This window comes from Streptomyces sp. PR69, from assembly GCF_026420845.1.
In the GTDB taxonomy this organism is placed as follows: Bacteria; Actinomycetota; Actinomycetes; order Streptomycetales; family Streptomycetaceae; genus Streptomyces.
This window is the reverse complement of sequence record NZ_JAOWCB010000016.1, coordinates 40,076-62,974: the sequence shown is the minus strand read 5'-3', so window position 1 is coordinate 62,974 and position 22,899 is coordinate 40,076. Positions and strand designations below refer to the sequence as shown.

Below are 22,899 nucleotides of genomic sequence, written 5' to 3'. Positions count from 1 at the left end.
GCCGGGTCCTCAATCTCCCCCGGACTCCTCCCCCAGCTACCGCTGGGAGGTGCCCCCAGGGGTACCCCCACGGAGGCGCCCCCAGGAGGCGCTGCAACGGGCTGTGTTCAGCCCGTCCGGCGATTGAGGAGCGGGGGCCCGGGGGCTTCTGCCCCGGGCCCCCGCTTCAGGCTCCGCGGTCAGCGGGACTGCTGGGCCGGCACCCCGCGGGTGATCGGCGATTCATCGTCCGCGGGCGCGCCCGCGGCGGCCACCGCCGCGCCCGTCAGCGTGGCCAGCATCTCGCGGACGTTGGTCAGCTGGGCGTTGATGGAGTCGCGGCGGTTCGTCAGCGCAGCCAGCTCGCGCTCCGATTCGCTGCGGATACGGTCCGCCTTGGCGTTCGCGTCGGCCACGATGTCCTCGGCCTGGCGCTGGGCCGTCTCCACCGTCTGACGGGCCCGGCGCTCCGCGTCCGTACGCAGCTTCTCGGCCTCCAGCCGGAGCTGCTCGGCGCGGTGCTCGATCTCCGCCAGGCGCTTCTCCGCCTTCGCCTGACGCGAGGCCAGGTCACGCTCGGACTGCTCGCGCCGCTTGGCGAGGTTCGTCTCGAAGTCGGCCGCGGCCTGGGCGGCCTTGGCGCGGGTCTCCTCGAAGAGCGCGTCCGCCTCCTCCCGCTTGGACTGCGCGTCCTTCTGCGCCTCTGCGCGCAGCGCGTTGGCCTCGCCCTTGGCCTTCTCGACGATGCGGACGCCCTCGTCCTCCGCCTTCGACTTGCGCTCCGCGGCGAACGACTCGGCGTCGTTGCGGACCTGCTGGGCGGCGGACTCGGCGAGCTCCCGGTGCTGCTCGGCGGCGCGGCGGGCCTCCTCGCGCAGGTCCTTCGCCTCCTCCTCGGCGAGGCGGAGGATCTTCTCCACGCGTGCGCCGAGGCCCGCGTACGACGGCTCCGCGTCGTTGACCTGGGCCTGGGCGTTCTGCGTCTCGAGGTGGAGCTCCTCGATGCGCTTCTCCAGAGAGGTGATGCGGGCCAGAGCACTGTCTCGGTCTGCGACGAGTTTGGTAATGCGGTCATCCACCTGACCGCGGTCGTAACCACGCCGCACGAGCTCGAAGCCGAAGGGGGAGGAAGTGTCGCTCATGGGGTTCCTGTCGAATGAGACCGGTGAGGTGTTAGGGGGAATCCTAGGGGTCGAAGCGGCGTGTCATCGAGCGTATGCCCGTTTGATCTGGAGAATGTCCAGCCTTTTGAGTGGCTAGCCGTCGGACGACTTGCCACTCGAACGTGTAACCCCAGCTGTGGCGCCCGCTTTGACGCCTGCGCCCTCTTTGCCGCCGCCCCCGGGGGCTTCGAAAGACTCCAACGCCTCAAGCACGTCCTGGACACGGGAGATCTCCGCCTGAATGTCCTCGCGCCTGCGCACCAGCACCTCCAGCTCCCGCTTGCCTTCGGCGATCAGCTCCTCCGACTCCCGCTCGGCCTCCGCCTTGATCGCCTCGGCCTCCCTGATCAGCACGGCCTTCTTCTGCTCGGCCTCCTTGAGCAGCCCCTCCGCACGCTTGACCGCGGCGATACGCACCGTGCTCGCCTCCGAAGTGGCCTCGGACACCAGCTCCTTGGCCTTGGCCTCGGCTTCCTCCCGCTGCTCGGTCGCGGCCTTCACCAGCTGGTCGGCCCGCTCGCCGGCGGACTTCAGCTGCTCGGCGGTCTCCTTGCGGGCCCGCTCGTGCAGCTCCTCGACCTCCGCCTCGGCCCGGGTCCGCAGCTCCTCCCCGCGTTCCCTTATGGCGGCCGCGTCCCGGCGTGCGCCGACGAGCAGCTCGTCGGCGTCCGTACGCGCCTTCTCCACCAGGGTGTTGCCCTGCACGGTCGCCTCGGCGACGATCCGCTCGGCCTCCTTGCGGGCCGCGCCGACCATGGTGTCGGCCTGCTCCTCGGCCTCCGTGGCGGCGCGCAGCGCCTCCTCCTGGGCCTTGGAGATGAGCTGGTCGGCCTGCTCGGCCGCGTCCGCACGGCGCTTCGCCGCGGCCTCGCGAGCCTCGTCGACGGTACGGTCGGCCTCCTCGCGCGCCTCGGAACGCATCTTCTCGGCCGCGGCCTCGGCGTCCGCCTTGACCTTCTCCGCCTCGGCCGCGATCCGCTCGGCCGCCTGCTGCGCCGCCCCGACCGTCTCGGCCGCCTCGGCGCGCAGCCGTTCGGCTTCGCCGGTGGCTTCGGCGATGAGCTGGTCGGCCTGCTCGGCCGCGTCGGCGCGGCGTTTGTCGGCGGCTTTGCGGGCTTCGTCGAGGAGTTGTTCGCCGTCGGCGCGGGCGGCGGCGCGCAGCTCCTCGGCCTGGGTTTCGCCGTCGGCTTTGACCTGTTCTGCTTCGGTGCGCAGCCGGGCGGCGTCCGCCTCTGCCGTGGCCAGCACCTCGGCCGCCTCGGCGCGCAGCCGCTCGGACTCGGACGTCGCCTCGCCGATGAGCAGATCCGCCTGAGCCGCCGCGTCCGTACGGATGCGATTGGCGTCCTCGCGCGCCTCGGCACGGGTGCGGGCCGCGTCCTGCTCGGCCGTGGCCAGCGCGTCGGACGCGTCCGTGCGCATCCGCTGCGCGTACTGCGACGCCTCGGTGCGCAGCCGCTCGGATTCGGCGATCGCCTCCGAAACCGTACGCTCCGCCAGCTCCTTGGCCGCCTCGGTCTCCTCGTGCGCCCGCTCCCGCAGCCGCCTGGCGTCCTGCGAGGCGCGCTCCCGCTCGTCGTAGGCGTCGGCGCGGACCCGGTCCGCCTCCTCCTGCGCCTCCGTACGCGTCCGCTCCGCCGCGTGCTCCGCCGCGGACCGCAGCCCGGCGATCTCCTCCTCGGCCTGCTCCTGCAGCCCGGCGACCGAGTCCCGCACCTGCTGCGCGGTCTGCTCGGCGGCCGCGACCATCTCCGCGGCCCGGCTCTCGGCCTCCTGGACGAGGCGCTGCGCCTCGGTCTCCGCCTCCTCGACCCGCTTGCGGGCCGAGGACAGCAGCTCCTCGCTCTGCTCACGCGCCCGCTGACGCTCCTGATCGGCCTCCGCACGGGCCGAGCCGAGGGTCTCCTCGGCCTCACGGCGCCGCCGGGCGGCCTCCTCCTGGGCGGCGGCCAGCGCCTCCGCGGCCTCCGCGCCCACCCGCTCGGCCGCCGCGGCCGCCTCCGAGCGGATGCGGTCCGCGCTCTCCTGCGCTTCGGTGCGCAGCCGCTCCGCCTCCGCGGCCGCCTCGCTCTGCAGCCGGGACGCGGCCGCCTCGGCCTCGGCGCGCGCCGCCGAGGCGTCGGCCGCGGCTTCGTCGCGCAGCCGCTCCGCGTCCTGCTCGGCCTGCTCCCGCAGCCCCCGCAGCCGCTCGGCCGCCTCGGTGCGCAGCCGCTCGGTCTCCTCCGCGGCCTCGCGCCGGATCCGCTCGCCCTCGCCGCGCGCCTCCGCCAGTGACTGCTCGGCCGCGGCCAGCCGCTCCTCGGCCTCCGCGTGCAGCCGGTTCAGCTCCTCGGCGGCTTCCGCACGCCGCGCCTCGACGCCCCGCTCGGTCTCCTCGCGCAGGCGCGCCGCGGCCTCCTCGGCCGCCGCTGTCACCGTCTCGGCCTGCTCCTCGGCCTCGGTGCGCAGCCGCTCGGCCTCGGCGCGGGTGCGCTCCAGCGTCTCTTCGGCCTGCCGGCGCAGGGTGGTGGCCCGCTCGATGGCCTCCGTACGGACCTTCTCGCTGTCCGAGCCGGCGGCGGCCCGCAGTTCGTCCGCGTCCGTACGGGCCTTCGTCAGCAGCTCCTCGGCGGTGCGGGCCGCCTCCTCGATCTGCTGCACGGCCTCGCGGCGGGCCTCGCCGCGAATCCGCTCGCCTTCCGCGACCGCCTCGGCGCGCAGCTGCTCGGCCTCGCCGCGCAGCCGCCGCGCCTCCTCCTGCAGCTCGACGGTCTTGGCGCGGTACTCCTTGGTGTCGTCCTTGGCCGCGCCCTTGAGCTGGTCCGCCTGCTCCTCGGCCTCGGCGCGCAGCCGGTCGGCCTCCGCCTCGGCCTCGCGGCGGATGCGTTCGGCCTCTTCGGCCGCCGCGCGCGTGGTGTCCCGGGCGGCTTCCGACGCCTTGTCCAGCACCTCCTCCGCGGTGCGCGCCGCCTTGGCGAGCTGTGCCGCCGAGTCCTCGGCCGCCGCCGTACGCGCCTTCTCCGCGGCCTCCGCGACCAGCTTCTCCGCCTCGGCGCGGGCGTCCTCAAGGGCCTGCTCGGCCTCGGCCTTGAGGGCTTCGGCGTCCTTGGTCGCCTCGCCGACCAGCCGGGCGATCTCCGCCTTCGCGGTGCGGGTGCGCTGTTCGTTGACGGACTCGGCGGACGCCAGCTGCTTGGCGGCCGACTCCTTGGCCTCCGCGAGGACCCTCTCGGCCTCCGCGCGCGCCTCGCGCAGCCGCTCGTCCGCCTTCTGCAGGCGCTGCTCGGCGGCCCGGCTCAGCTCGGTGGCCTGCGCTCTGGCCTGCTCCGCCTCGGCCGTGGTCGACGAACGCAGCTGCTCGGCGTGGGCGGTGGCCTCCTGCGCCTGGCTGGAGGCGGCGTTCAGCAGCCGCTCGGCGTCCCTGCGGGCGCGCAGCAGGATCGCTTCAGCCTCGGCGCGGGCGGCTTCCGCCTCGGAGCCGACCCGTCTGCGGGTCTCCTCCGCCACCCGCGCGGCCTCGGCGCGGGCGGCGGCCAGCGCCTGCTCGGCCTCGGCGCGGGACTCCTCCAGCAGCCGGCGGGCCTGGGACTCGCTGCGGGCGCGGAGCTGCTCGGCCCACGCGACGTTCTCGTTGACATGCGCTTCGACGGTCTGGCGGCGCTCGGCCAGCTCCTGGTCCAGCTGCTGGCGGCGCTGGTTGGCCTCGGTGTGCAGCTCGGCCTGGAGCCGGGCCTGATGCTCGGCGTGCTCCTGGAGGATGCGCTGGGTCTGGGCGCGGGCCTCGCGCAGTTCGCGCTCGGCGTCCATGCGCATCTGGTCGGCCTGGAGCTGCGCGTTCCGCAGCATCTGCTCGGCCTGGTAACCGATGTCCGCGCTGTCGTAGGCAGGACGGGACGCAAGAGCGCGCCGTGCCTCATGGAGCTTGGCGCGCAACACCTCGACCTGGTAGCCGAGGTCTTCGGCGTGCTGGACGGCCTTCTCCCGCTCGGTCTTCAGCCGGTCCATCTCGGCTTCGAACCGCGAGAGGTGGTCGTCGTCAGCTCGGTGGCTCTCCTGGCGTTCGTAGCCCCGCACTGCGCGGTCCCATCCGTCCCCTGGTCAACAACTTCTCCACACGAGCACCGTCCGGCGGCGAACGGCCCCCCGGGGAATGGTGACAGATCAGCGGCGGGGACGCGGCACGGCCCCGAACCCGGCCCCGGCCCGGAACAGCCCACTCTACCGGGCCGGGGATGTCCGGTCAGTGCTCCGCGGAGACGTCCGGGGCCGAGGTGACCAGCTCCGTGAGCACCCCGTGGCAGTCCTTGGGGTGCAGAAACGTGATGCGGGAGCCCATCGAGCCGATACGGGGCTCGTCGTACAGCACCCGTACGCCCTTGTTGCGGATCGACTGGGCGTCGCCGTCTACATCCGCCGTCCCGAACGCGATGTGGTGCACCCCCTCGCCGTTCTTGGCCAGCCACTTGCCGACCGCCGAGTCCTCGCGGGTGGGCTCCAGCAGCTGGAGGTAGGAGGCCCCGCCGTCGGAGGTCTCATTGATCTTGAGCATGGCCTCGCGCACGCCCTGCTCTTCGTTGACCTCCGTGTGGAAGACCTCGAACCCGTATGTGGCCCGGTAGAACTCCACCGTCTTGTCGAGGTCGAAACAGGCGATCCCGATGTGGTCGATTCGCGTCAGCATTCCCCCAGTGCAGCGCTCCGGACACGGTTACGCAACGTGCGCGCGATCACACCGGCTGCCCGGTGACCCGACCGCATACCGCTCAGTACATTTGAGGTAAACCCTCGTTCACTCCTCAGCCGTCGCGCTGGAAGGGGAATCGCGCCTCATGTCTGGAACGACCGGTACTACCTCAGTGATCGTCGCGGGCGCCCGTACGCCCATGGGCCGGCTGCTCGGCTCGCTCAAGTCCTTCTCCGGCGCCGACCTCGGCGGCTTCGCCATCAAGGCCGCGCTGGACCGTGCGGGCATCGCCGGCGACCAGGTGCAGTACGTGATCATGGGCCAGGTGCTGACGGCCGGGGCGGGCCAGATCCCGGCCCGGCAGGCAGCCGTCAAGGCCGGCATCCCGATGAGCGTGCCCGCGCTCACCGTCAACAAGGTGTGCCTCTCCGGCCTGGACTCCATCGCGCTGGCCGACCAGCTGATCCGCGCCGGCGAGTTCGATGTGGTCGTGGCCGGCGGCCAGGAGTCCATGACCAGCGCCCCGCACCTCCTGCCGTCCCGCGAGGGCGTCAAGTACGGCTCGATCCAGGTGCTCGACTCGATGGCGCACGACGGCCTCACCGACTCCTTCGAGGGCATCGCCATGGGCGAGTCCACGGAGAAGCACAACGCCCGGCTGGGCATCGGCCGCGCCGAACAGGACGAGATCGCCGCGCTGTCCCACCAGCGGGCGGCGGCCGCGCAGAAGAACGGCCTGTTCGAGGCGGAGATCACCCCGGTCGAGGTGCCGCAGCGCAAGGGCGATCCGGTGCTGGTCACCAAGGACGAGGGGGTGCGGCCGGAGACCACGGCGGAGACCCTCGGCAAGCTGCGCCCGTCCTTCGCCAAGGACGGCACGATCACCGCCGGTTCGTCCTCGCCGATCTCGGACGGCGCGGCCGCGGTCGTGGTGATGAGCAAGGCCAAGGCCGAGGAGCTCGGCCTGGAGTGGATCGCGGAGATCGGCGCGCACGGCAATGTGGCGGGCCCGGACAGCTCCCTGCACTCCCAGCCGTCCAACGCGATCCGCCACGCGGTCGGCAAGGAGGGCATCGCCGTCGAGGACCTCGACCTCATCGAGATCAATGAGGCGTTCGCCGCTGTGTCGGCGCAGTCAATGAAGGAGCTCGGGGTAAGCCCGGAAAAGGTGAACGTCAACGGCGGCGCGATCGCCCTGGGCCACCCGATCGGCATGTCCGGCGCCCGCCTGGTGCTTCACCTGGCGCTGGAGCTCAAGCGCCGGGGCGGCGGCGTGGGCGCGGCGGCGCTGTGCGGCGGCGGCGGTCAGGGCGATGCGCTGATCGTCCGGGTACCGGTCAAGTAAGGGAGCTCGACATGGTGGACGTCCCCCAGCTGGTCGCTCAGGCGAGAAAGGGCCGGCCGAGGGCCGTCGCCCGGCTGATCTCACTGGTGGAGGGGGCGTCCCCGCAGCTGCGCGAGGTGATGGCGGCGCTGGCCCCGCTGGCCGGCAACGCGTATGTGGTCGGGCTGACCGGTTCGCCGGGCGTCGGCAAGTCGACGTCGACATCGGCGCTGGTGACGGCGTACCGGCGGGCCGGGAAGCGGGTCGGCGTGCTCGCCGTCGACCCGTCGTCGCCGTTCTCCGGCGGCGCGCTGCTCGGCGACCGGGTGCGGATGTCGGAGCACGCCTCCGACCCGGGCGTCTACATCCGCTCCATGGCCACCCGCGGGCATCTCGGCGGCCTCGCCTGGGCCGCCCCGCAGGCCATCCGCGTCCTGGACGCGGCGGGCTGCGAGGTGATCCTCGTGGAGACGGTCGGCGTCGGCCAGTCCGAGGTGGAGATCGCCTCCCAGGCGGACACCTCCGTGGTGCTGCTGGCGCCGGGCATGGGCGACGGCATCCAGGCGGCGAAGGCCGGCATCCTGGAGATCGGCGATGTGTACGTCGTCAACAAGGCCGACCGCGACGGCGCGGACGCCACCGCCCGCGAACTCAACCATATGCTGGGCCTGGGCGAGGCCCGCGCGCCCGGCGACTGGCGGCCGCCGATCGTGAAGACGGTCGCGGCGCGGGCGGAGGGCGTCGACGAGGTCGTCGAGGCCCTGGAGAAGCACCGCGCCTGGATGGAGGAGCACGGCGTCCTCGCCGAGCGCCGCGCGCGCCGCGCGGCGGACGAGGTGGAGACGATCGCGGTCACCGCCCTGCGCGCCCGCATCGCCGATCTGCACGGCGACCGCCGTCTGGGCGCGCTTGCGGAGCGCATCGTCGCGGGTGAGCTGGACCCGTACGCGGCGGCGGACGAACTGGTGGCGGGCCTGACGGAGGGCTGACTTCCGCAGGGGCTCCGCCCCGGTCCCCCGCGCCTCAAGCGCCGGCGGGGCTGGGTCGTGCGGCTCCTTGCGCCTCAAGCTCCCCCAGCTACCTCCCGGACGGAGTCTGGGGGAGTTTGAGGACACGGCCGAAGGCCGTACAGGGGGTCTGGGGGCGGAGCCCCCAGTTACTTCCCGCGCCTCCCCCGCAAGTGATCCGCCACTGGCGACAGCGAATCGCGCAGCGCCTGCAGCCCGTCGGCCGACAGCAGATCGATGAAGTGTCTGCGCACCGACTCGACATGGTGCGGCGCGACCTTGCGCATGGTCTCCATGCCGTGCTCGGTGAGCACCGCGTACAGCCCCCGCCGGTCCGACTCGCAGTTCTCCCGCCGTACCAGGCCGGCGTTCTCCATGCGTGTGATCTGGTGGGAGAGGCGGCTCTTGGACTGGAGGGTGGCCGCGGCCAGGTCGCTCATCCGCATACGGCGCTCGGCCGACTCCGAGAGGTTGACCAGGATCTCGTAGTCGTTGTTGGTCAGGCCGAACGGCTGGAGGTCCTTCTCGAGCTGGTGCATCAGCAGTCTGCTGACATCAAGGTGAGTGCGCCAGGCGCACTGCTCGGCATCGGTCAGCCAGCGGGTGGCCGTCTCGGTCTCCATATATGGATTCTACCTAAGAAGTTGAAAATCGGACGAAGTGAGGAGGGTGTGACGCCCCGGCACCCCGGCTTCCCCCGAGACCCCCGATACCCCTGTAAAGGTGCACACGTTCGACGTCACACTCCGCAGACTACCGCTCACAGGCCGAAGCGGCGCTGGAGGTCCCCGAGCTGTCCGGGAAGACGCGGTGTCGACCCATGATGACCGCCCGCGCCGGGCCCGCCGTGTGCCCCGTGAGACCCATGGCCGCTGCCGGGGACCCCCGGCTGATGCGGCACCGCGCCGGTGGCCTGATCCGGCAGCAGCGCCTCGCTCGACTGCAACAGCACTGTGCCCGCCCCGACGAAGTCGAACTGGTGCTCCTCGCCGGAGGCTCCGCCGATGCCGGTCAGCGCGCGGACGCCGCCCAGCACCCCCGACATATAGCCGTGGTCGTAATGGTGACAGGGGGAGGGGCAGTCCGCCCAGCCCACCAGGGCCTGCGGGTCCACCCGGATCGGCGGCTCCATGAAGACCACCGGGCCGTTGGACGCGGCCACGAACTTGCCCGTGCCGATCAGCGTCAGAAAGCCCGGCACGATCGACTGCTTGAGCGCCAGCGAGGGCTGGTACGCCAGCAGGTTCCCGGCCCGGATCGTCAGATTCCCGTCGTCCAGATCGTAGGAGTTGACATCGAAGGCCCGGTCGGCCAGCAGCATTTTGCCGCTGCCCTCGGCCACCACCCAGTCGCTCGCGTGCAGCGGCGAGTGGAACGACGTCCGCATCAGCCGGTCCAGCCGGCCGTGGCCGATTCCGTTGAAGTCGATCCGCCCGTAATAGGCGATCATCTTCCCCTTCTGCAGAAACCACTGGGAGCCCGTCAGCTCCACGCAGAAGGTGTAGGAGTTGACATTGTCGTCGCTCGGCAGCGTCATCGGGTCGAATACGACGGGTGTGCTCACAGCTTCTCCTCCGACGCCTGGACGAACACCGCACCGCTGCCGCTCAGCTCCAGCTGGAACGCCTCGCCCGAGCCGCGCCCCACCATGTCCCGCCAGCCCAGCGCGGCGGAGAGCTTGTTCCGTACGTCCCCGTGGTGGGCGACATACGCCTGCGGGTCGACATGCACGGGCCGGCCGGGGGTGATCGGCAGCTCGATCACCCCGCCGTGCGCCATCACCGCGACCGCGCCATGGCCCCTGAGCGTCGTGGTGAACAGGCCCTGCCCGGTGACCTGGCCGCGGACCATGCCCATCACCCCGCCCTGCGAGCCCATGAACATCGTCCCCTGCTCCAGGGTCCCGTCGAAGGCGAGCAGCCGGTCAGCCTCCACATACAGGGTGTCGCCGGAGAGGTTGATCACCTGGATGTGATGGCCGCCATGGCCGAACATCACCGTGCCGCATGGGGTCTCCCCAGGGCCGCCGGGCCCGAGGGGAACCTCGACGGTCATCAGCGGGGTCGCCTCGCCCGCCACCCGGCGGCCGATCATCGACATCACGCCGCCCTGTCCGCCGGTGATGCTCGGGGTGAAGGTGACGTCCCCCCGGTAGGCGAGCATCGCGCCGCGCTGGCTGAACATGCGCTGCCCGGGGAGCACCGTGGCCTCGACCATCTTGGAGTTGATCTCACGGAAGGGCATCTCAGATGTCACCGCCGATCGTGTTGCGCTCGCTCGGCTGTACGTAGACGAGCCCGTCGCCCTCGAATCGGATCTGGAACGCCTCGCCCGAGCCCTCGCCGATGAAGGTCCGGAAGTTCACCCCGGACTGGAACTGCTGCCGCAGCTCGCCCTGGTGCGCGATATACGCGCCCGGGTCCACGGAGAGCGGGTACTGCGGCGTCACCCGGAGCACCACGGCCTCGCCGTCCGACAAGATCGCCGCCTGTCCCGTGCCCTCCACGGTCGTGGTGAACAGGCCATTGCCCGTCGCCCCGCCGCGCAGCCCGGTGAAGCTGGTGCCGGTGCGCAGCCCGCCGTCCGCGCAGAGCAGATTGCTGGACTCGACGTAGAGCTTCTCGCCGCGCAGGCTGACCAGGTTGATCTCGGAGGCCCGGTCGGCGAGGTAGCAGGTGCCCTGCCCCTTCACTTCCATCATGGTCATCTGCTCGCCGGTGAGCCGGCGGGTGACCATCCCGCGGACGCCCTCACCGCCGCCGGTCAGTTTCTTGAATGCCATCTGGCCGTCGTACGCGACCATCGAGCCGTTCTTCGCTTTGACGGCGTCGCCGGCCATGTCGACGGCGAGCACCTTGCTGCCTTGCAGTCGGAACGTTGCCACGGGGCGACGTTAGCCGGTGGTCCGATGGGCGACCAGGGTCCTTGGGGAGGACATGAGAGGGGAGAAGGACCCGGGTAAAGATCCGGGAAAGCCCGGTGCCACAATGGCCCGGGCTTGTGCATCCATTCACAAGATCAGTGCCGACCCAGACCGACCTCCCACCCGAAGGTGACCCCCGTGGACATCAAGACCGCCTCCTCCCTGCACCGCCTCCGGCTCGTCTCCGCGCCGGAAGCCGTCTCCTTCCTTGTGCTGATCGTCTGCTCGGTGCTCAAGCGGACGACGGAGTTCAATGCGGTCCCGGCGATGGGCGCGATTCACGGTGTGCTCTTCATCTTCTATGTCCTGTTCTGGCTGGACGCCTGGAACCGCACCAAGTGGGACCTGAAGACCGCCGCGCTCTACTTCGTCCTCTCCGTGCTTCCCTTCGGCGGCTTCTTCGCCGATCGGAAGCTCAAGCGCGAGGCCGAGGCCGCGGTCGCCGCCGCCCGCGCCCGCACGGCCGAGACCGCGGAGCAGCGCCTGTCCTCGTAAACCTGTTGCGGCGAGAACCGCTCGCTTGGCCGACTCCAGTCGACACGCCGACAAATCTCCATTTTCGTGGGCATAACGGTGTTTCACGACGGCTGGAGGCGCACCGTGCGGTCTGCGAGCTACGACTACGAGACCCACAGCTGCCTGGCCGGTCCCCTCACGGAACCGGACCAGGCAGCGGCGTACCGGGTGCGCTATCGCAGCCTTCTCGCCCAGGAGCCCCACCGAATACGCGCCGTCCTGCTGATGACCCTGGCGCCGGCGCTCTCCGGGGTGCTGCTCGGCTATCTCGTATGGCCCACGCACTGGACCACCCGCGAGGGCGATCGCCGCTGGCTGGTCCACTTCGACACGGTGATGCTCCTGTCCATCGGGTGCATCGCCTTCTTCATGCTGGTGAACGTGGCGTCCGTCGCCCATGCCACGCTCGTCGCCCGCGACCCGATACCCGTCACCCCCGAACGGGGGACCAGGGTCGCCTTTCTCACCACCTACGTACCGGGCAAAGAGCCCCTGGCGATGGTCCGCGCCACCCTCGAAGGCGCGGCGGCGCTGCGCCACGACGGCCCGCTGGACGTATGGCTGCTGGACGAGGGCGACGACGCCGACGCCAGGGCCCTGTGCGAGGAGCTCGGCGTACGCCACTTCACCCGCAAAGGCGTCGCCGAGTGGAACCGCCGGAAAGGCCCCCACAGGGCCAGGACCAAACACGGCAACTACAACGCCTGGCTTCAGGCCCACGGCGACGACTACGACTTCTTCGCCTCCGTCGACACCGACCACATCCCGCTGCCGAACTTCCTTGAGCGGATGCTCGGCTACTTCCGCGACCCCGATGTGGCCTTCGTCGTCGGACCGCAGGTGTACGGCAACTACACCGAGCCGGTCACCAAGGCCGCCGAATCGCAGCAGTTCCTCTTCCACGCGCTGATCCAGCGGGCCGGCAACCGCTATGGCGCGCCCATGTTCGTCGGCACCAACAACGCCGTGCGCATCGCCGCGCTGAAACAGATCGGCGGCCTGTACGACTCCATCACCGAGGACATGGCCACCGGCTTTGAGCTGCACCGCAGGAAGAACCCCGCCACCGGCCGGCACTGGCGCTCCGTCTACACCCCGGACGTGCTCGCCGTCGGCGAGGGCCCCGCGTCCTGGACCGACTTCTTCACCCAGCAGCTCCGCTGGTCGCGCGGCACCTACGAGACCCTTCTCAAGCAGTACTGGAAGGCTCCGCTGCGCGTCCCGCCGGGCCGGCTGCTCAACTACACGCTGATGCTGGTCTACTACCCGATGACCGCCGTCAACTGGTTCCTCGGCGTGCTCAGCTGCTGTCTGTTCCTCTGGCTCGGCGCCTCCGGCACCCAGGTCTCCTCATCCGTGTGGCTGATGCTCTACAGCGACGCGGCCGCCCTGCAGATCGGGCTGTATCTGTGGAACCGCCGGCACAATGTCTCCCCGCACGAGCCCGAGGGCTCCGGCGGACTCGCGGGCATGGCGATGTCCGCGCTCTCCGCGCCCATCTATCTCAAGTCGCTGATCGCGGCCCTGCTGCGCACCCGCGGGCGGTTCGTCGTCACCCCCAAGGGCGGCGCCGCAAGCCCGGACCGGCTGCTGACCTTCCGTATCCATCTCTTCTGGGCGGCGGTGCTCATCAGCGCGCTCACCGCCTCCGTCGTCCTCGACCACACGCATGCGGCGATGCGGACCTGGGCCGTGCTGGCGCTGCTCATCGCGCTGGCCCCGGTCGCCGTGTGGAGCTGGACCGCCCGGCGGGCGGCGCGCTCCGCCGACGCCCCCGCCGCCGGTGTCACGCCCTTCACCGTGACCGCTTCCGCCACCGGCTCCGGACCGGACGAAGGGGGCGAGGAGCCGGAGCCCGCCTACGCGACGACAGGAGGGAACTGAGCCATGGCCTACCGCCCGTCGAAGAATTTCAAGAAGACGCTGCTGGGTGGCGGCGCCTTCCTCGCCCTGGCCGGGCTGAACGCTCCCGCCGCGCTCTCCTTCGCGGAGGAGAAGTACCACGCGTACAAGATCTCCCAGCCCGGCTACCAGGCCAGATTCGGCTCCTGGAAGCTGGTGGACGTCCCCGAGAAGTACCGCCTCAACGCGATCCACGCCGCCCTGCTCCACACCGGCAAGGTGCTGCTGATCGCGGGCTCGGGCAACGACCAGAAGAACTTTGACGCGGGCAGCTTCTCCACCATCGTCTGGGACCCGGTGAACAACACCTTCAAGGACGTTCCCACCCCCGAGGACTTCTTCTGCGCGGGCCATGCCCAGCTCCCCGACGGCCGGCTGCTGGTGGCGGGCGGCACCGCCCGCTATGAGGTGCTGGACGGCGAGGTGAAGCGCGCCGGCGGCGCGATGCGGGTGAAGAACGAGAGCCCCGACAAGGCCGTGACACTGAAGAAGGGGACGGTCTTCCGCTCGCCCTCGGGCGTGGAGTACGTCTCCAAGTTCGATGTGACGGTCCCCAAGGCCAAGCGGGAGTTCGAGGTCGGCTACCACGCGAGCGGGAAGATGAAGCCGTGGGAGACGAAGGTGACGGCCGCCGAGGCGCGCGTCTTCGTGGAGGCGGTTCAGGAGGGCCCGCAGGCGCTGACCACACAGGCGGCCCAGTACGAGATCGTCGGCCTCGCGGGCAAGGACGCGGACAACGTCTACGGCCTGGCGCAGAAGCTCACCACCGAGAAGCAGGACTTCCAGGGCATCAAGGCCGCGTACGAGTTCGACCCGGTGCAGGAGAAGTATGTGCCGGCCAGCCCGATGAAGGACGCCCGCTGGTACCCGACGCTGGTCGCGCTCCAGGACGGGCGTGTACTCGCCGTCTCCGGCCTCAATGACGTCGGAGACGTCGTCCCCGGCGACAACGAGATCTATGACCCGGAGACGAGGAAGTGGTCGAAGGGCCCCTTCCGCTACTTCCCCACCTACCCGGCGCTCTTTCTGACAAAGGGCGGAAAGCTCCTCTACACCGGCTCCAACGCCGGATACGGCCCCGCCGACAAGGGGCGCGAGCCCGGCATCTGGGATCTGGAGACCAATGCCTTCACCCCGGTTCGCGGACTGACCGATCCGGACCAGCTGGAGACCTCGGCCTCGGTGATCCTGCCGCCCGCGCAGGACCAGAAGGTGATGGTGCTGGGCGGGGGCGGCGTCGGCGAGTCGGACAAGTCCACGGCGCGCACCGCCGTCATCGACCTCAAGGAGGACAATCCGGTCTTCCGGGAGGGGCCGGATCTGCCGCAGGGCACCCGCTATCTCAGCAGCGTGCTGATGCCGGACGACACCGTCTTCACCAGCGGCGGCTCGCGCGACTACCGGGGGCGCGGGGCCAGCGACATCCTCAAGGCCCAGTTCTACGACCCGGCGGAGGGCGTCTTCCGCCCCGCGGCCGACCCGACCGTGGGCCGCAATTACCACTCGGAGGCGCTGCTGCTGCCGGACGGGCGCGTGGCCACGTTCGGCTCCGATCCGCTGTTCGGGGACGCGGACAACACCAGGCTGGGGACGTTCGAGCAGCGGGTGGAGGTCTTCACCCCGCCGTATCTGCACAGGGCGGGCGGGAACCGGCCGGCGCTGGGCGACGGGCCGCAGGAGATCGACCAGAACGGGCGGGCGACGTTCACGGCGGAGGACCCGGGGTCGATCGTCAAGGCGCGGCTGATGCGGCCGAGCGCCGTGACCCATACGACGGATGTCGAGCAGCGCTCGATCGAGCTGGAGCTGCAGAAGACCGACGACTCGGTGACGGTGACCGTGCCGAAGGACCGGACGCTGGTGCCGCCCGGCTGGTACATGCTGTTCGTGCTGGACGGGGAGGGGACGCCGTCGGCGGCGAAGTGGATTCAGGTCAAGTGAAGCGGCGTGCGGGCCGTGAGGGGCGTACGGGCTGTGAGCGGCGTGCGGGCTGCGACGGGCGTACGGCGTGGTGCTCCCGCCTGGCCCCGGCCGCTACTGATCCGCGCGGCGGGCCAGCCCCAGGGCATAGTCGGGCCACCAGGTCCCGGCGTCCGGCCCGCCCCTGCAGGGCCCGTCCGACTCCCCGGGGCGCTTGATCCACAGATAGGCGTCGAGCACCTCGCTGCCGGTGTCGTCCGTCGGCGGGGTGCCCAGCGCGCGCCCCGGCGGATTGCACCACGCCTCCTCGCGGTCGCCCGGCAGCGGGCCCGCGCCGTTGCGGCTGGAGTCCACCGTGTAGTGGGCGCCGCCGAGCAGCGCGGACAGCTCGTTCCCGAAGGACTTCACCACCTGGTCGGTCTGGAAGTTGGAGACATTGAGCGAGAAGCCGTCCGCCGCGTCGACTCCGGCCCGGGTGAGCGGCTCGACGAGCTTGCCCGGGTCCTTGATCCAGGCGGGGTTGCCCGCGTCCAGATACACCTTGGTGCGCGGCTGCCGCTTGAGCCGGTCGACGGCCTCGGAGAGGAGGGTGTAGCGCTCGTCGTGGTACTCGCCGGGGGTGCAGCCGTCGACGATGTGGGGAAGGGCGTCCGGTTCCAGGACGACGATCGCGGAGGCGTCCCCGATGGCGGCTGCGAACGAGTCGATCCACGCACGGTAAGCGGCCGCGTCGGCCGCGCCGCCCGCCGAGTACATGCCGCAGTCGCGGTGCGGGATGTTGTACGCGACGAGGACCACCGTGCGGTCGCCCTGGCGTGCGCCCTGCACCGCCCGGCTGATCTGCGGCACCGGATCGTCGCCCGCCGGCCACTCGGCCACCGGCCGCTCGGCGATCCGCCGCAGCAGCGCCGCGTCCTCCTCACGCCCCTGCGCCTGCCACTGTTCGACCTGGCGGGCGGCGGCGCTGTCCGGATCGACCCAGAAGGGGGAGCCTGCGCTGGGGGCGGCCGGCTCGCCCACGTCCTTCTTGGCCGCCTCAAGGCCGGCGGGCCGCTGCCCGGGGGAGCCGGAGGGGGCGGAGCAGCCGGCGGTCACGGCGACGGCGAGCGCGGCAGCGGCGGCGACGGCGGGGACGACGGTGCGGGCGGTGCGGACGGTGGTGCGGGCGGTGGTGCGGACGACGGCGGGCGGGAACCTGTGGCCGGACAATCCAGCCCCCTCGGGCGGCGGGTGAGCACGGGACTGGAAAATCGTTGCATATGGGACATTGCACAACGATGTGCAACACCGATGGGGTTCTGTTGTGTGCGGCCGTCGTGCGTGCTGCGGGCAGGAGCTCGTCGCAGGAGCCCGACCGATGGGCGAGACAGGGCTGACCACCATATGACCAGTGGGTAAGGTCGGAGCCGTGCCCAAGCCGCTCAGCCTTCCCTTCGACCCCATCGCCCGCGCCGACGAACTCTGGCGGCAGCGCTGGGGCCCCGTCCCCTCGATGGCCGCGATCACCTCGGTCATGCGCGCCCACCAGATCCTGCTCGCCGAGGTCGACGCGGTCGTCAAGCCGTACGGGCTGACCTTCGCCCGCTACGAGGCGCTGGTGCTGCTGACCTTCTCCAAGGCGGGCGAGCTGCCGATGTCCAAGATCGGCGAACGGCTGATGGTTCATCCGACATCGGTGACCAACACGGTGGACCGGCTGGTCAAATCCGGCCTGGTCGCCAAGCGCCCCAACCCGAACGACGGCCGGGGCACGCTGGCGTCCATCACGGACAAGGGCCGCGAGGTGGTGGAGGCGGCCACCCGTGATCTGATGGCGATGGACTTCGGGCTCGGCGTGTACGACGCCGAGGAGTGCGCGGAGATCTTCGCGATGCTGCGCCCGCTGCGGGTGGCGGCGCACGACTTCGAGGAGAAGTAGGCGCACGACTTCGAGGAGAAGAAGCAGAGAAGCGGCGGTGAAGCGGCGGCCTGGTGGCCGGGTCCCCGCCCCGCGCGAAGATCGCCCTATGCGTCCGGTTACGCTCGGGCCATGAAGTCGAATGTGCTGTCGCGCTACCGGGTGATGGCGTACATCACCGCCGTATGGCTGCTGGTCTTCACCGTGGCGATCATCGCCAAGTACGGGTTCGACACCGGCGACACCATGCTGATCTCGCAGATCCACGGCGTGCTCTTCATCATCTATGTGATCTTCGCCTTCGATCTGGGCTCCAAGGCGAAGTGGCCGTTCGGCAAGCTGCTGTGGGTGCTGGCCGCGGGTTGCATCCCCGTGGCGTCCTTCTTCGTCGAGCCCAAGATCACCCGCGAGGTGCGCGCCCAGCTCGCGACGGCGGACGCGGATGCCGCGCCCGCCAAGGCGTAGGCCGCCGGGCGCGCCGCGGGCTGTGGGGGCGAAGCCCCCACAGCCCTGAGGTCCCCGCTGGACGCGAACCGCGATTCGCCATCGACATTTACTAGGACGTCCTAGTAAATTCAAAGGCATGGACGCTGACGCCATCGAGGAGGGCCGCCGCCGCTGGCAGGCCCGCTACGACGCCGCAAAGAAGCGGGACGCGGACTTCACCACGCTCTCCGGCGATCCCGTGGACCCCGTGTACGGCCCACGCCCCGGAGACTCCTACGACGGCTTCGAGCGGATCGGCTGGCCGGGGGAGTACCCCTTCACCCGAGGCCTCCACCCGACCGGCTACCGCGGCCGCACCTGGACCATCCGGCAGTTCGCCGGCTTCGGCAACGCCGAGCAGACGAACGAGCGGTACAAGATGATCCTGGCCGCCGGAGGCGGCGGGCTCTCCGTCGCCTTCGACATGCCCACGCTCATGGGCCGCGACTCCGACGACCCGCGCTCCCTGGGCGAGGTGGGCCACTGCGGCGTCGCCATCGACTCGGCAGCCGACATGGAGATCCTGTTCCGGGACATCCCGCTGGGCGACGTCACCACCTCCATGACCATCTCCGGCCCCGCCGTCCCGGTCTTCTGCATGTACCTGGTGGCCGCGGAGCGCCAGGGCATCGACCCCCGCGTGCTCAACGGCACGCTGCAGACGGACATCTTCAAGGAGTACATCGCCCAGAAGGAGTGGCTGTTCCAGCCGGAGCCCCATCTGCGGCTGATCGGCGATCTGATGGAGCACTGCGCCGACCAGATCCCGGCGTACAAGCCTCTCTCCGTCTCCGGCTACCACATCCGCGAGGCGGGCGCGACGGCTGCCCAGGAGCTGGCGTACACACTCGCCGACGGCTTCGGCTATGTGGAGCTCGGCCTCTCCCGCGGCCTGGACGTCGACGTTTTCGCCCCCGGCCTGTCCTTCTTCTTCGACGCGCACCTCGACTTCTTCGAGGAGATCGCCAAGTTCCGGGCCGCGCGCCGCATCTGGGCGCGCTGGATGCGCGACGTCTACGGCGCGAAGAGCGACAAGGCGCAGTGGCTGCGCTTCCACACCCAGACGGCGGGCGTCTCGCTCACCGCCCAGCAGCCGTACAACAACGTCGTGCGCACGGCCGTCGAGGCCCTCTCCGCGGTCCTCGGCGGCACCAACTCCCTCCACACCAACGCCCTGGACGAGACCCTCGCGCTGCCGAGCGAGCAGGCGGCGGAGATCGCCCTGCGCACCCAGCAGGTGCTGATGGAGGAGACGGGCGTGGCCAATGTGGCCGACCCGCTCGGCGGCTCCTGGTATGTGGAACAGCTCACCGACCGGATCGAGGCCGACGCCGAGAAGATCTTCGACCAGATCAAGGAACGCGGCCTGCGCGCCCACCCGGACGGCAAGCACCCCATCGGACCCATGACCTCAGGCATCCTGCGCGGCATCGAGGACGGCTGGTTCACCGGCGAGATCGCCGAGTCCGCCTTCCGCTACCAGCAGGCGCTGGAGAAGGGCGACAAGAAGGTCGTCGGCGTCAATGTCCACCATGGCTCGGTCACCGGCGATCTGGAGATCCTGCGCGTCAGCCACGAGGTGGAGCGCGAGCAGGTCAGGGTGCTCGCCGACCGCAAGACGACCCGCGACGACGCGGCGGTGCGCGCCTCCCTGGACACGATGCTGGCCGCGGCGCGCGACGGCGGGAACATGATCGAGCCAATGCTTGACGCGGTGCGCGCGGAGGCGACGCTCGGCGAGATCTGCGATGCGCTGCGGGACGAGTGGGGCACATACACGGAACCCGCGGGCTTCTGACGGCACATTCCAGCCCCGCCTGGGGGTGCCCCCGGACGGAGTCTGGGGGAGTTTGAGGCGCAAGGGGCTGCACATTCCAGCCTCGTGGGGGCACCTCCCAGCGGTAGCTGGGGGAGTTTGAGGAGCGGGGGTCCGGGGGGCGGAGCCCCCGGGAAACGGGGTCTGGGGCGAAGCCCCAGTTACGGGAAGGGGAGGGGAGGGGAAGACCCCCGCCCCGCCCCCTCCGCCGCGTCCTGGAGGGACCCCAACCCCGACACCAACAACCTCGTAAACCTCCGCGCCCACTCCTCGTCCACCGGCTCCGCGCTCACCAGCGCCCGGTGCACCACCGCCCCGGCGACCACATCGAAGATCAGGTCCGTGTTCGCGGCGGCCGCACGGGGATCGTCCTCGTACGGCAGCTCGCCACGGGCCTGGGCGCGCTCCCGCCCGGTGACCACCAGCCGCTTCTGCCGGTCCACAAGCGCGGACCGCACCCGCTCGCGCAGCACCTCGTCGCGGGTGGACTCGGCGACCACGGCCATCAGCGCGGTCTTGGCCTCGGGCCGGTTCAGCAGCGCCGCGAACTGGAGGACCACGCCCTCCACATCCGCGAGCAGACTTCCGCGGTCGGGGAGTTCCAGCTCGTCGAAGAGGACGGCGACGGCGTCGACGACCATCTCGTTCTTGTTCGCCCAGCGCCGGTAGAGCGTCGTCTTGGCCACCCCGGCCCGTGCGGCCACATCCCCCATCGTCAGCTTTGACCAGCCCAGCTCGACGAGCGCGGCTCTGGTCGCCTGGAGGATCGCTGCGTCGGCGGCGACGCTGCGCGGGCGTCCGGTGCGGGTGTGCTGCGGCATGCCCGTGACCATACCGGCCGGTAGGCAATGCGCTGTGACCGACTTCACCGCAGGCGGTGAGGGCGCCCCTCTATGAACCGCCGCCCGCACCCAGTTACGCTACGACGCGTAGCGAAAGCCTGGGAAGCCAGGCCGGAGCGACGACCACGGGCGTCGGTGGGGACCGGCGCCGATGACTGCAGTGACCGCAGGGACCAGCGTTTTTCATATGCGCGCGCGGAGGGGGGAGGATGTACTCATGCAGCCTAGGAACATGTCCATGAGCGGCGTCGTCGACCTCGCCGCGGTGAAGGCGGCCGGAGAGGCCAAGGCGAAGGCAGAGCAGGCCCGCGCGGAGGCCGCGCGCCAGGGCGGCGGCGGTGCCGTCTCCCCCTCCAGTCTGGTGGTCGACGTCGACGAGGCGGGCTTTGAGCGCGATGTCCTCCAGCGTTCCGCCGAGGTCCCGGTCGTCATCGACTTCTGGGCCGAGTGGTGTGAGCCGTGCAAGCAGCTCGGCCCGCTGCTGGAGCGCCTGGCCACGGAGTACAGCGGCCGCTTTGTGCTGGCCAAGATCGACGTCGACGCCAACCAGATGCTGATGCAGCAGTTCGGGATCCAGGGCATCCCGGCCGTCTTCGCGGTGGTGGCGGGGCAGGCGCTGCCGCTCTTCCAGGGCGCCGCGCCGGAGGCGCAGATCCGGCAGACCCTGGACCAGCTGATCCAGGTCGCCGAGCAGCGCTTCGGCCTGACCGGCATCACGGTCTCCGCGGACGCGGAGGGCGAGCCCGCGGCCGCCGCTCCCGCGCCCGCCGGTCCGTACGACGCCGTGCTGGCCGCGGCGGTCCAGGCGCTGGACGCCGGCGACTTCGGCGGCGCCATCCAGGCGTACAAGAACGTGCTGGCCGACGACCCGGGCAATACGGAGGCCAAGCTGGGCCTGGCCCAGGCCGAGCTGCTGCGCAGGGTCCAGGGCATGGACCCGCAGCAGGTGCGCAAGGAGGCCGCCGACCGCCCGGACGATGTGTCCGCCCAGGTCAGGGCGGCCGACCTCGATCTGGTCGGCGGCCATGTCGAGGACGCCTTCGGCCGTCTCGTGGAGACGGTGCGCCGCGCGTCGGGAGAGGACCGCGACACGGCTCGGCTGCGGCTGCTGGAGCTCTTCGAGGTTGTCGGCGCGGAGGACCCGCGGGTGACGGCGGCGCGTTCGGCGCTGGCGAGGGTGCTGTTCTGACGTAACGGGTCTCACCCATCCGGAACGCCATCGGCCTCTGCCGATTTGGCGACACAGTGACATGCAGCGGCTGCGCTTTACCAAAACTTGGTAAACGCAGCCGCTGTTACTGCGAGTAAATCAACCACCGTCTTCTGTCCGTTTATTGGCGGTATTCACCCCTTCTGGCGCGTAGTCGCGAGGAACCCTGCGTGCCCGCATGGCGTCGGTCGGTCGTGGCACGGTTATCGGGCCGTTACTAGTGAGTAACGAACCCCTTGTGCGGCAGCCGTGAATGGACCACGATCGGCCACGCTCGGTCCATCACCGCACCAGCCCGGCCCCCAGCCGTGCCGCGGTCCTGGGTCCCCACCGGGCCGGCCGGCGCCGCTTCGACGCCGACCGCGGACAGGGGGGTTCCTGCCCGAACGGCAGGGCCTGTCCGGCAGGTTGCGCAGGTTGCGCGCAAACAGCGCATCAGGCGCGGCCAGTGGTTGTCGCTCGGGGGTGATCGCCGGTGTTTCGGACGCGGTACGCGCCGGAAAGTACGGGCGCTCTCCTTCCCGAGGACGTAGCACTTCTCCCATCCCAGGACGGACCCGCGGGTCCGGACCGGAGATGTACGTCCGAGAAGGAGGAAAGTCATGGAATCTGTGGCTCGTGGCGGAACCAGATGGAAGCGGTTCGCCCTTGTCATGGTGCCCAGCGTGGCCGCGACGGCCGCGATAGGCATCGGCCTGGCACAGGGGGCGCTTGCGGCGTCCTTCAGCGTCTCCGGCCAGGAATTCAAGGTCAAGGCGAAGGAACTCGAGGGCTACAACTTCATCCAGTACGGCAGCATTGCCAACGGCAAGACCCTGGAGGGCAAGCCGTTCGCCGAGCCGGTCGGTGTGTCGGGCTTCAAGGAGGCCTACATCACCGACATGTGTCAGTCGGTCGTCACTCCCAAGGTGCCCTTCATCGGCAATGTCAGCCTTGAGCTGAGGGCTGGCACGCCGGGCCATGACCGGGTGTACGCCAAGGACATCTACCTCGATGTGTCGCAGCTCGACGCTGACGCCGAGTTCTCGAACATCGACATCGGCGTCGCCGCCGGCCAACTGAAGAACCCTGGCCCGCAGCCCGGCACCGAGGGCAAGTACAACGAGCACGGCTTCGCGCAGCGTGCCGAGAAGGCGGTGCTGAAGGACGTGGAGCAGAAGGCGTGGGCCACCACCGCCGGCACGTTCAAGCTCAGCGGTCTCTCCCTGCGCCTGCACAAGGGCGTCAAGGAGTGCTTCTAGCCCCCAGGGG

At 70.7% G+C, this 22,899-nt stretch carries 19 protein-coding genes; 10 read left to right on the top strand and 9 right to left on the bottom strand.

From position 1 onward, the window contains the following. Positions 1 to 179: 179 nt before the first annotated feature. The 3 genes from OF819_RS17475 to mce all read right to left on the bottom strand — a co-directional run bounded on the left by OF819_RS17475 (position 180) and on the right by mce (position 5,802). The gene (locus tag OF819_RS17475) at positions 180 to 1,121 is read right to left on the bottom strand and encodes a cellulose-binding protein (protein ID WP_267244485.1); all 942 of its coding nucleotides are present in this window, start codon (positions 1,119 to 1,121) and stop codon (positions 180 to 182) included. 114 nt (positions 1,122 to 1,235) lie between these two features. Then, the gene (scy, locus tag OF819_RS17470; RefSeq protein WP_267244484.1) at positions 1,236 to 5,195 is read right to left on the bottom strand and encodes a polarized growth protein Scy; all 3,960 of its coding nucleotides are present in this window, start codon (positions 5,193 to 5,195) and stop codon (positions 1,236 to 1,238) included. A gap of 166 nt (positions 5,196 to 5,361) precedes the next feature. Further along, positions 5,362 to 5,802 (bottom strand): methylmalonyl-CoA epimerase, encoded by a 441-nt coding sequence (gene mce, locus OF819_RS17465; protein WP_267244483.1) that lies wholly within the window; start codon positions 5,800 to 5,802, stop codon positions 5,362 to 5,364. 148 nt (positions 5,803 to 5,950) lie between these two features. Between mce and OF819_RS17460 the strand changes: the two genes are divergently transcribed. Together OF819_RS17460 and meaB are read left to right on the top strand one after the other, a co-directional pair. Beyond that, complete coding sequence (locus OF819_RS17460) at positions 5,951 to 7,150, top strand: acetyl-CoA C-acetyltransferase (protein ID WP_267244482.1); 1,200 nt, start codon at positions 5,951 to 5,953, stop codon at positions 7,148 to 7,150. Between the two features lie 11 nt (positions 7,151 to 7,161). Beyond that, positions 7,162 to 8,118, top strand: coding sequence for a methylmalonyl Co-A mutase-associated GTPase MeaB (gene meaB, locus OF819_RS17455; protein ID WP_267244481.1), 957 nt, complete (start codon positions 7,162 to 7,164; stop codon positions 8,116 to 8,118). A gap of 167 nt (positions 8,119 to 8,285) precedes the next feature. Here meaB and OF819_RS17450 read toward each other — a convergent pair whose 3' ends face one another. The 4 genes from OF819_RS17450 to OF819_RS17435 form a co-directional block, all read right to left on the bottom strand. Next, positions 8,286 to 8,759: a MarR family winged helix-turn-helix transcriptional regulator gene (locus OF819_RS17450; protein WP_267244480.1), complete on the bottom strand. Its 474-nt coding sequence runs from the start codon at positions 8,757 to 8,759 to the stop codon at positions 8,286 to 8,288. Between the two features lie 137 nt (positions 8,760 to 8,896). Next, complete coding sequence (locus tag OF819_RS17445) at positions 8,897 to 9,700, bottom strand: AIM24 family protein (RefSeq protein ID WP_267244479.1); 804 nt, start codon at positions 9,698 to 9,700, stop codon at positions 8,897 to 8,899. Then, positions 9,697 to 10,380, bottom strand: coding sequence for an AIM24 family protein (locus OF819_RS17440; protein ID WP_267244547.1), 684 nt, complete (start codon positions 10,378 to 10,380; stop codon positions 9,697 to 9,699). Before OF819_RS17440 ends, OF819_RS17445 begins: the two co-directional genes overlap by 4 nt. 1 nt (position 10,381) lies before the next feature. After that, positions 10,382 to 11,020: an AIM24 family protein gene (locus tag OF819_RS17435; protein WP_267244478.1), complete on the bottom strand. Its 639-nt coding sequence runs from the start codon at positions 11,018 to 11,020 to the stop codon at positions 10,382 to 10,384. A gap of 177 nt (positions 11,021 to 11,197) precedes the next feature. Here OF819_RS17435 and OF819_RS17430 point away from each other — a divergent pair, with 177 nt between their 5' ends. The 3 genes from OF819_RS17430 to OF819_RS17420 all read left to right on the top strand — a co-directional run bounded on the left by OF819_RS17430 (position 11,198) and on the right by OF819_RS17420 (position 15,418). Continuing rightward, positions 11,198 to 11,554 (top strand): DUF3817 domain-containing protein, encoded by a 357-nt coding sequence (locus tag OF819_RS17430; protein ID WP_267244477.1) that lies wholly within the window; start codon positions 11,198 to 11,200, stop codon positions 11,552 to 11,554. 105 nt (positions 11,555 to 11,659) lie between these two features. Beyond that, positions 11,660 to 13,459, top strand: coding sequence for a cellulose synthase catalytic subunit (locus tag OF819_RS17425; RefSeq protein WP_267244476.1), 1,800 nt, complete (start codon positions 11,660 to 11,662; stop codon positions 13,457 to 13,459). A 3-nt stretch (positions 13,460 to 13,462) separates the two neighbouring features. Beyond that, the gene (locus tag OF819_RS17420; protein WP_267244475.1) at positions 13,463 to 15,418 is read left to right on the top strand and encodes a kelch motif-containing protein; all 1,956 of its coding nucleotides are present in this window, start codon (positions 13,463 to 13,465) and stop codon (positions 15,416 to 15,418) included. Positions 15,419 to 15,511: 93 nt separating this feature from the next. Here the strand turns inward: OF819_RS17420 and OF819_RS17415 are convergent, their stop codons facing one another. Beyond that, on the bottom strand, positions 15,512 to 16,606 hold the full coding sequence (locus tag OF819_RS17415; RefSeq protein WP_416370560.1) for a glycoside hydrolase family 6 protein: 1,095 nt from the start codon (positions 16,604 to 16,606) through the stop codon (positions 15,512 to 15,514). A gap of 199 nt (positions 16,607 to 16,805) precedes the next feature. On the opposite strand from OF819_RS17415, the gene OF819_RS17410 reads away from it, so the two are divergent. The 3 genes from OF819_RS17410 (at position 16,806) to OF819_RS17400 (ending at position 19,578) form a co-directional block, all read left to right on the top strand. Then, positions 16,806 to 17,315, top strand: a complete 510-nt coding sequence (locus OF819_RS17410; RefSeq protein WP_267244545.1) for a MarR family winged helix-turn-helix transcriptional regulator — start codon at positions 16,806 to 16,808, stop codon at positions 17,313 to 17,315. A gap of 111 nt (positions 17,316 to 17,426) precedes the next feature. Next, complete coding sequence (locus OF819_RS17405; protein WP_267244474.1) at positions 17,427 to 17,759, top strand: DUF3817 domain-containing protein; 333 nt, start codon at positions 17,427 to 17,429, stop codon at positions 17,757 to 17,759. 118 nt (positions 17,760 to 17,877) lie between these two features. Continuing rightward, positions 17,878 to 19,578: an acyl-CoA mutase large subunit family protein gene (locus tag OF819_RS17400; RefSeq protein ID WP_267244473.1), complete on the top strand. Its 1,701-nt coding sequence runs from the start codon at positions 17,878 to 17,880 to the stop codon at positions 19,576 to 19,578. Positions 19,579 to 19,757: 179 nt separating this feature from the next. Here OF819_RS17400 and OF819_RS17395 read toward each other — a convergent pair whose 3' ends face one another. Next, positions 19,758 to 20,417, bottom strand: a complete 660-nt coding sequence (locus OF819_RS17395) for a TetR/AcrR family transcriptional regulator (protein WP_267244472.1) — start codon at positions 20,415 to 20,417, stop codon at positions 19,758 to 19,760. 238 nt (positions 20,418 to 20,655) lie between these two features. Here OF819_RS17395 and OF819_RS17390 point away from each other — a divergent pair, with 238 nt between their 5' ends. Both OF819_RS17390 and OF819_RS17385 read left to right on the top strand, forming a co-directional pair. Beyond that, positions 20,656 to 21,627, top strand: a complete 972-nt coding sequence (locus OF819_RS17390; protein ID WP_267244471.1) for a tetratricopeptide repeat protein — start codon at positions 20,656 to 20,658, stop codon at positions 21,625 to 21,627. A 623-nt stretch (positions 21,628 to 22,250) separates the two neighbouring features. After that, entirely contained in the window at positions 22,251 to 22,889 is a 639-nt protein-coding gene (locus OF819_RS17385) for a DUF6230 family protein (protein WP_267244470.1), read from the top strand. Positions 22,890 to 22,899: the final 10 nt, after the last annotated feature.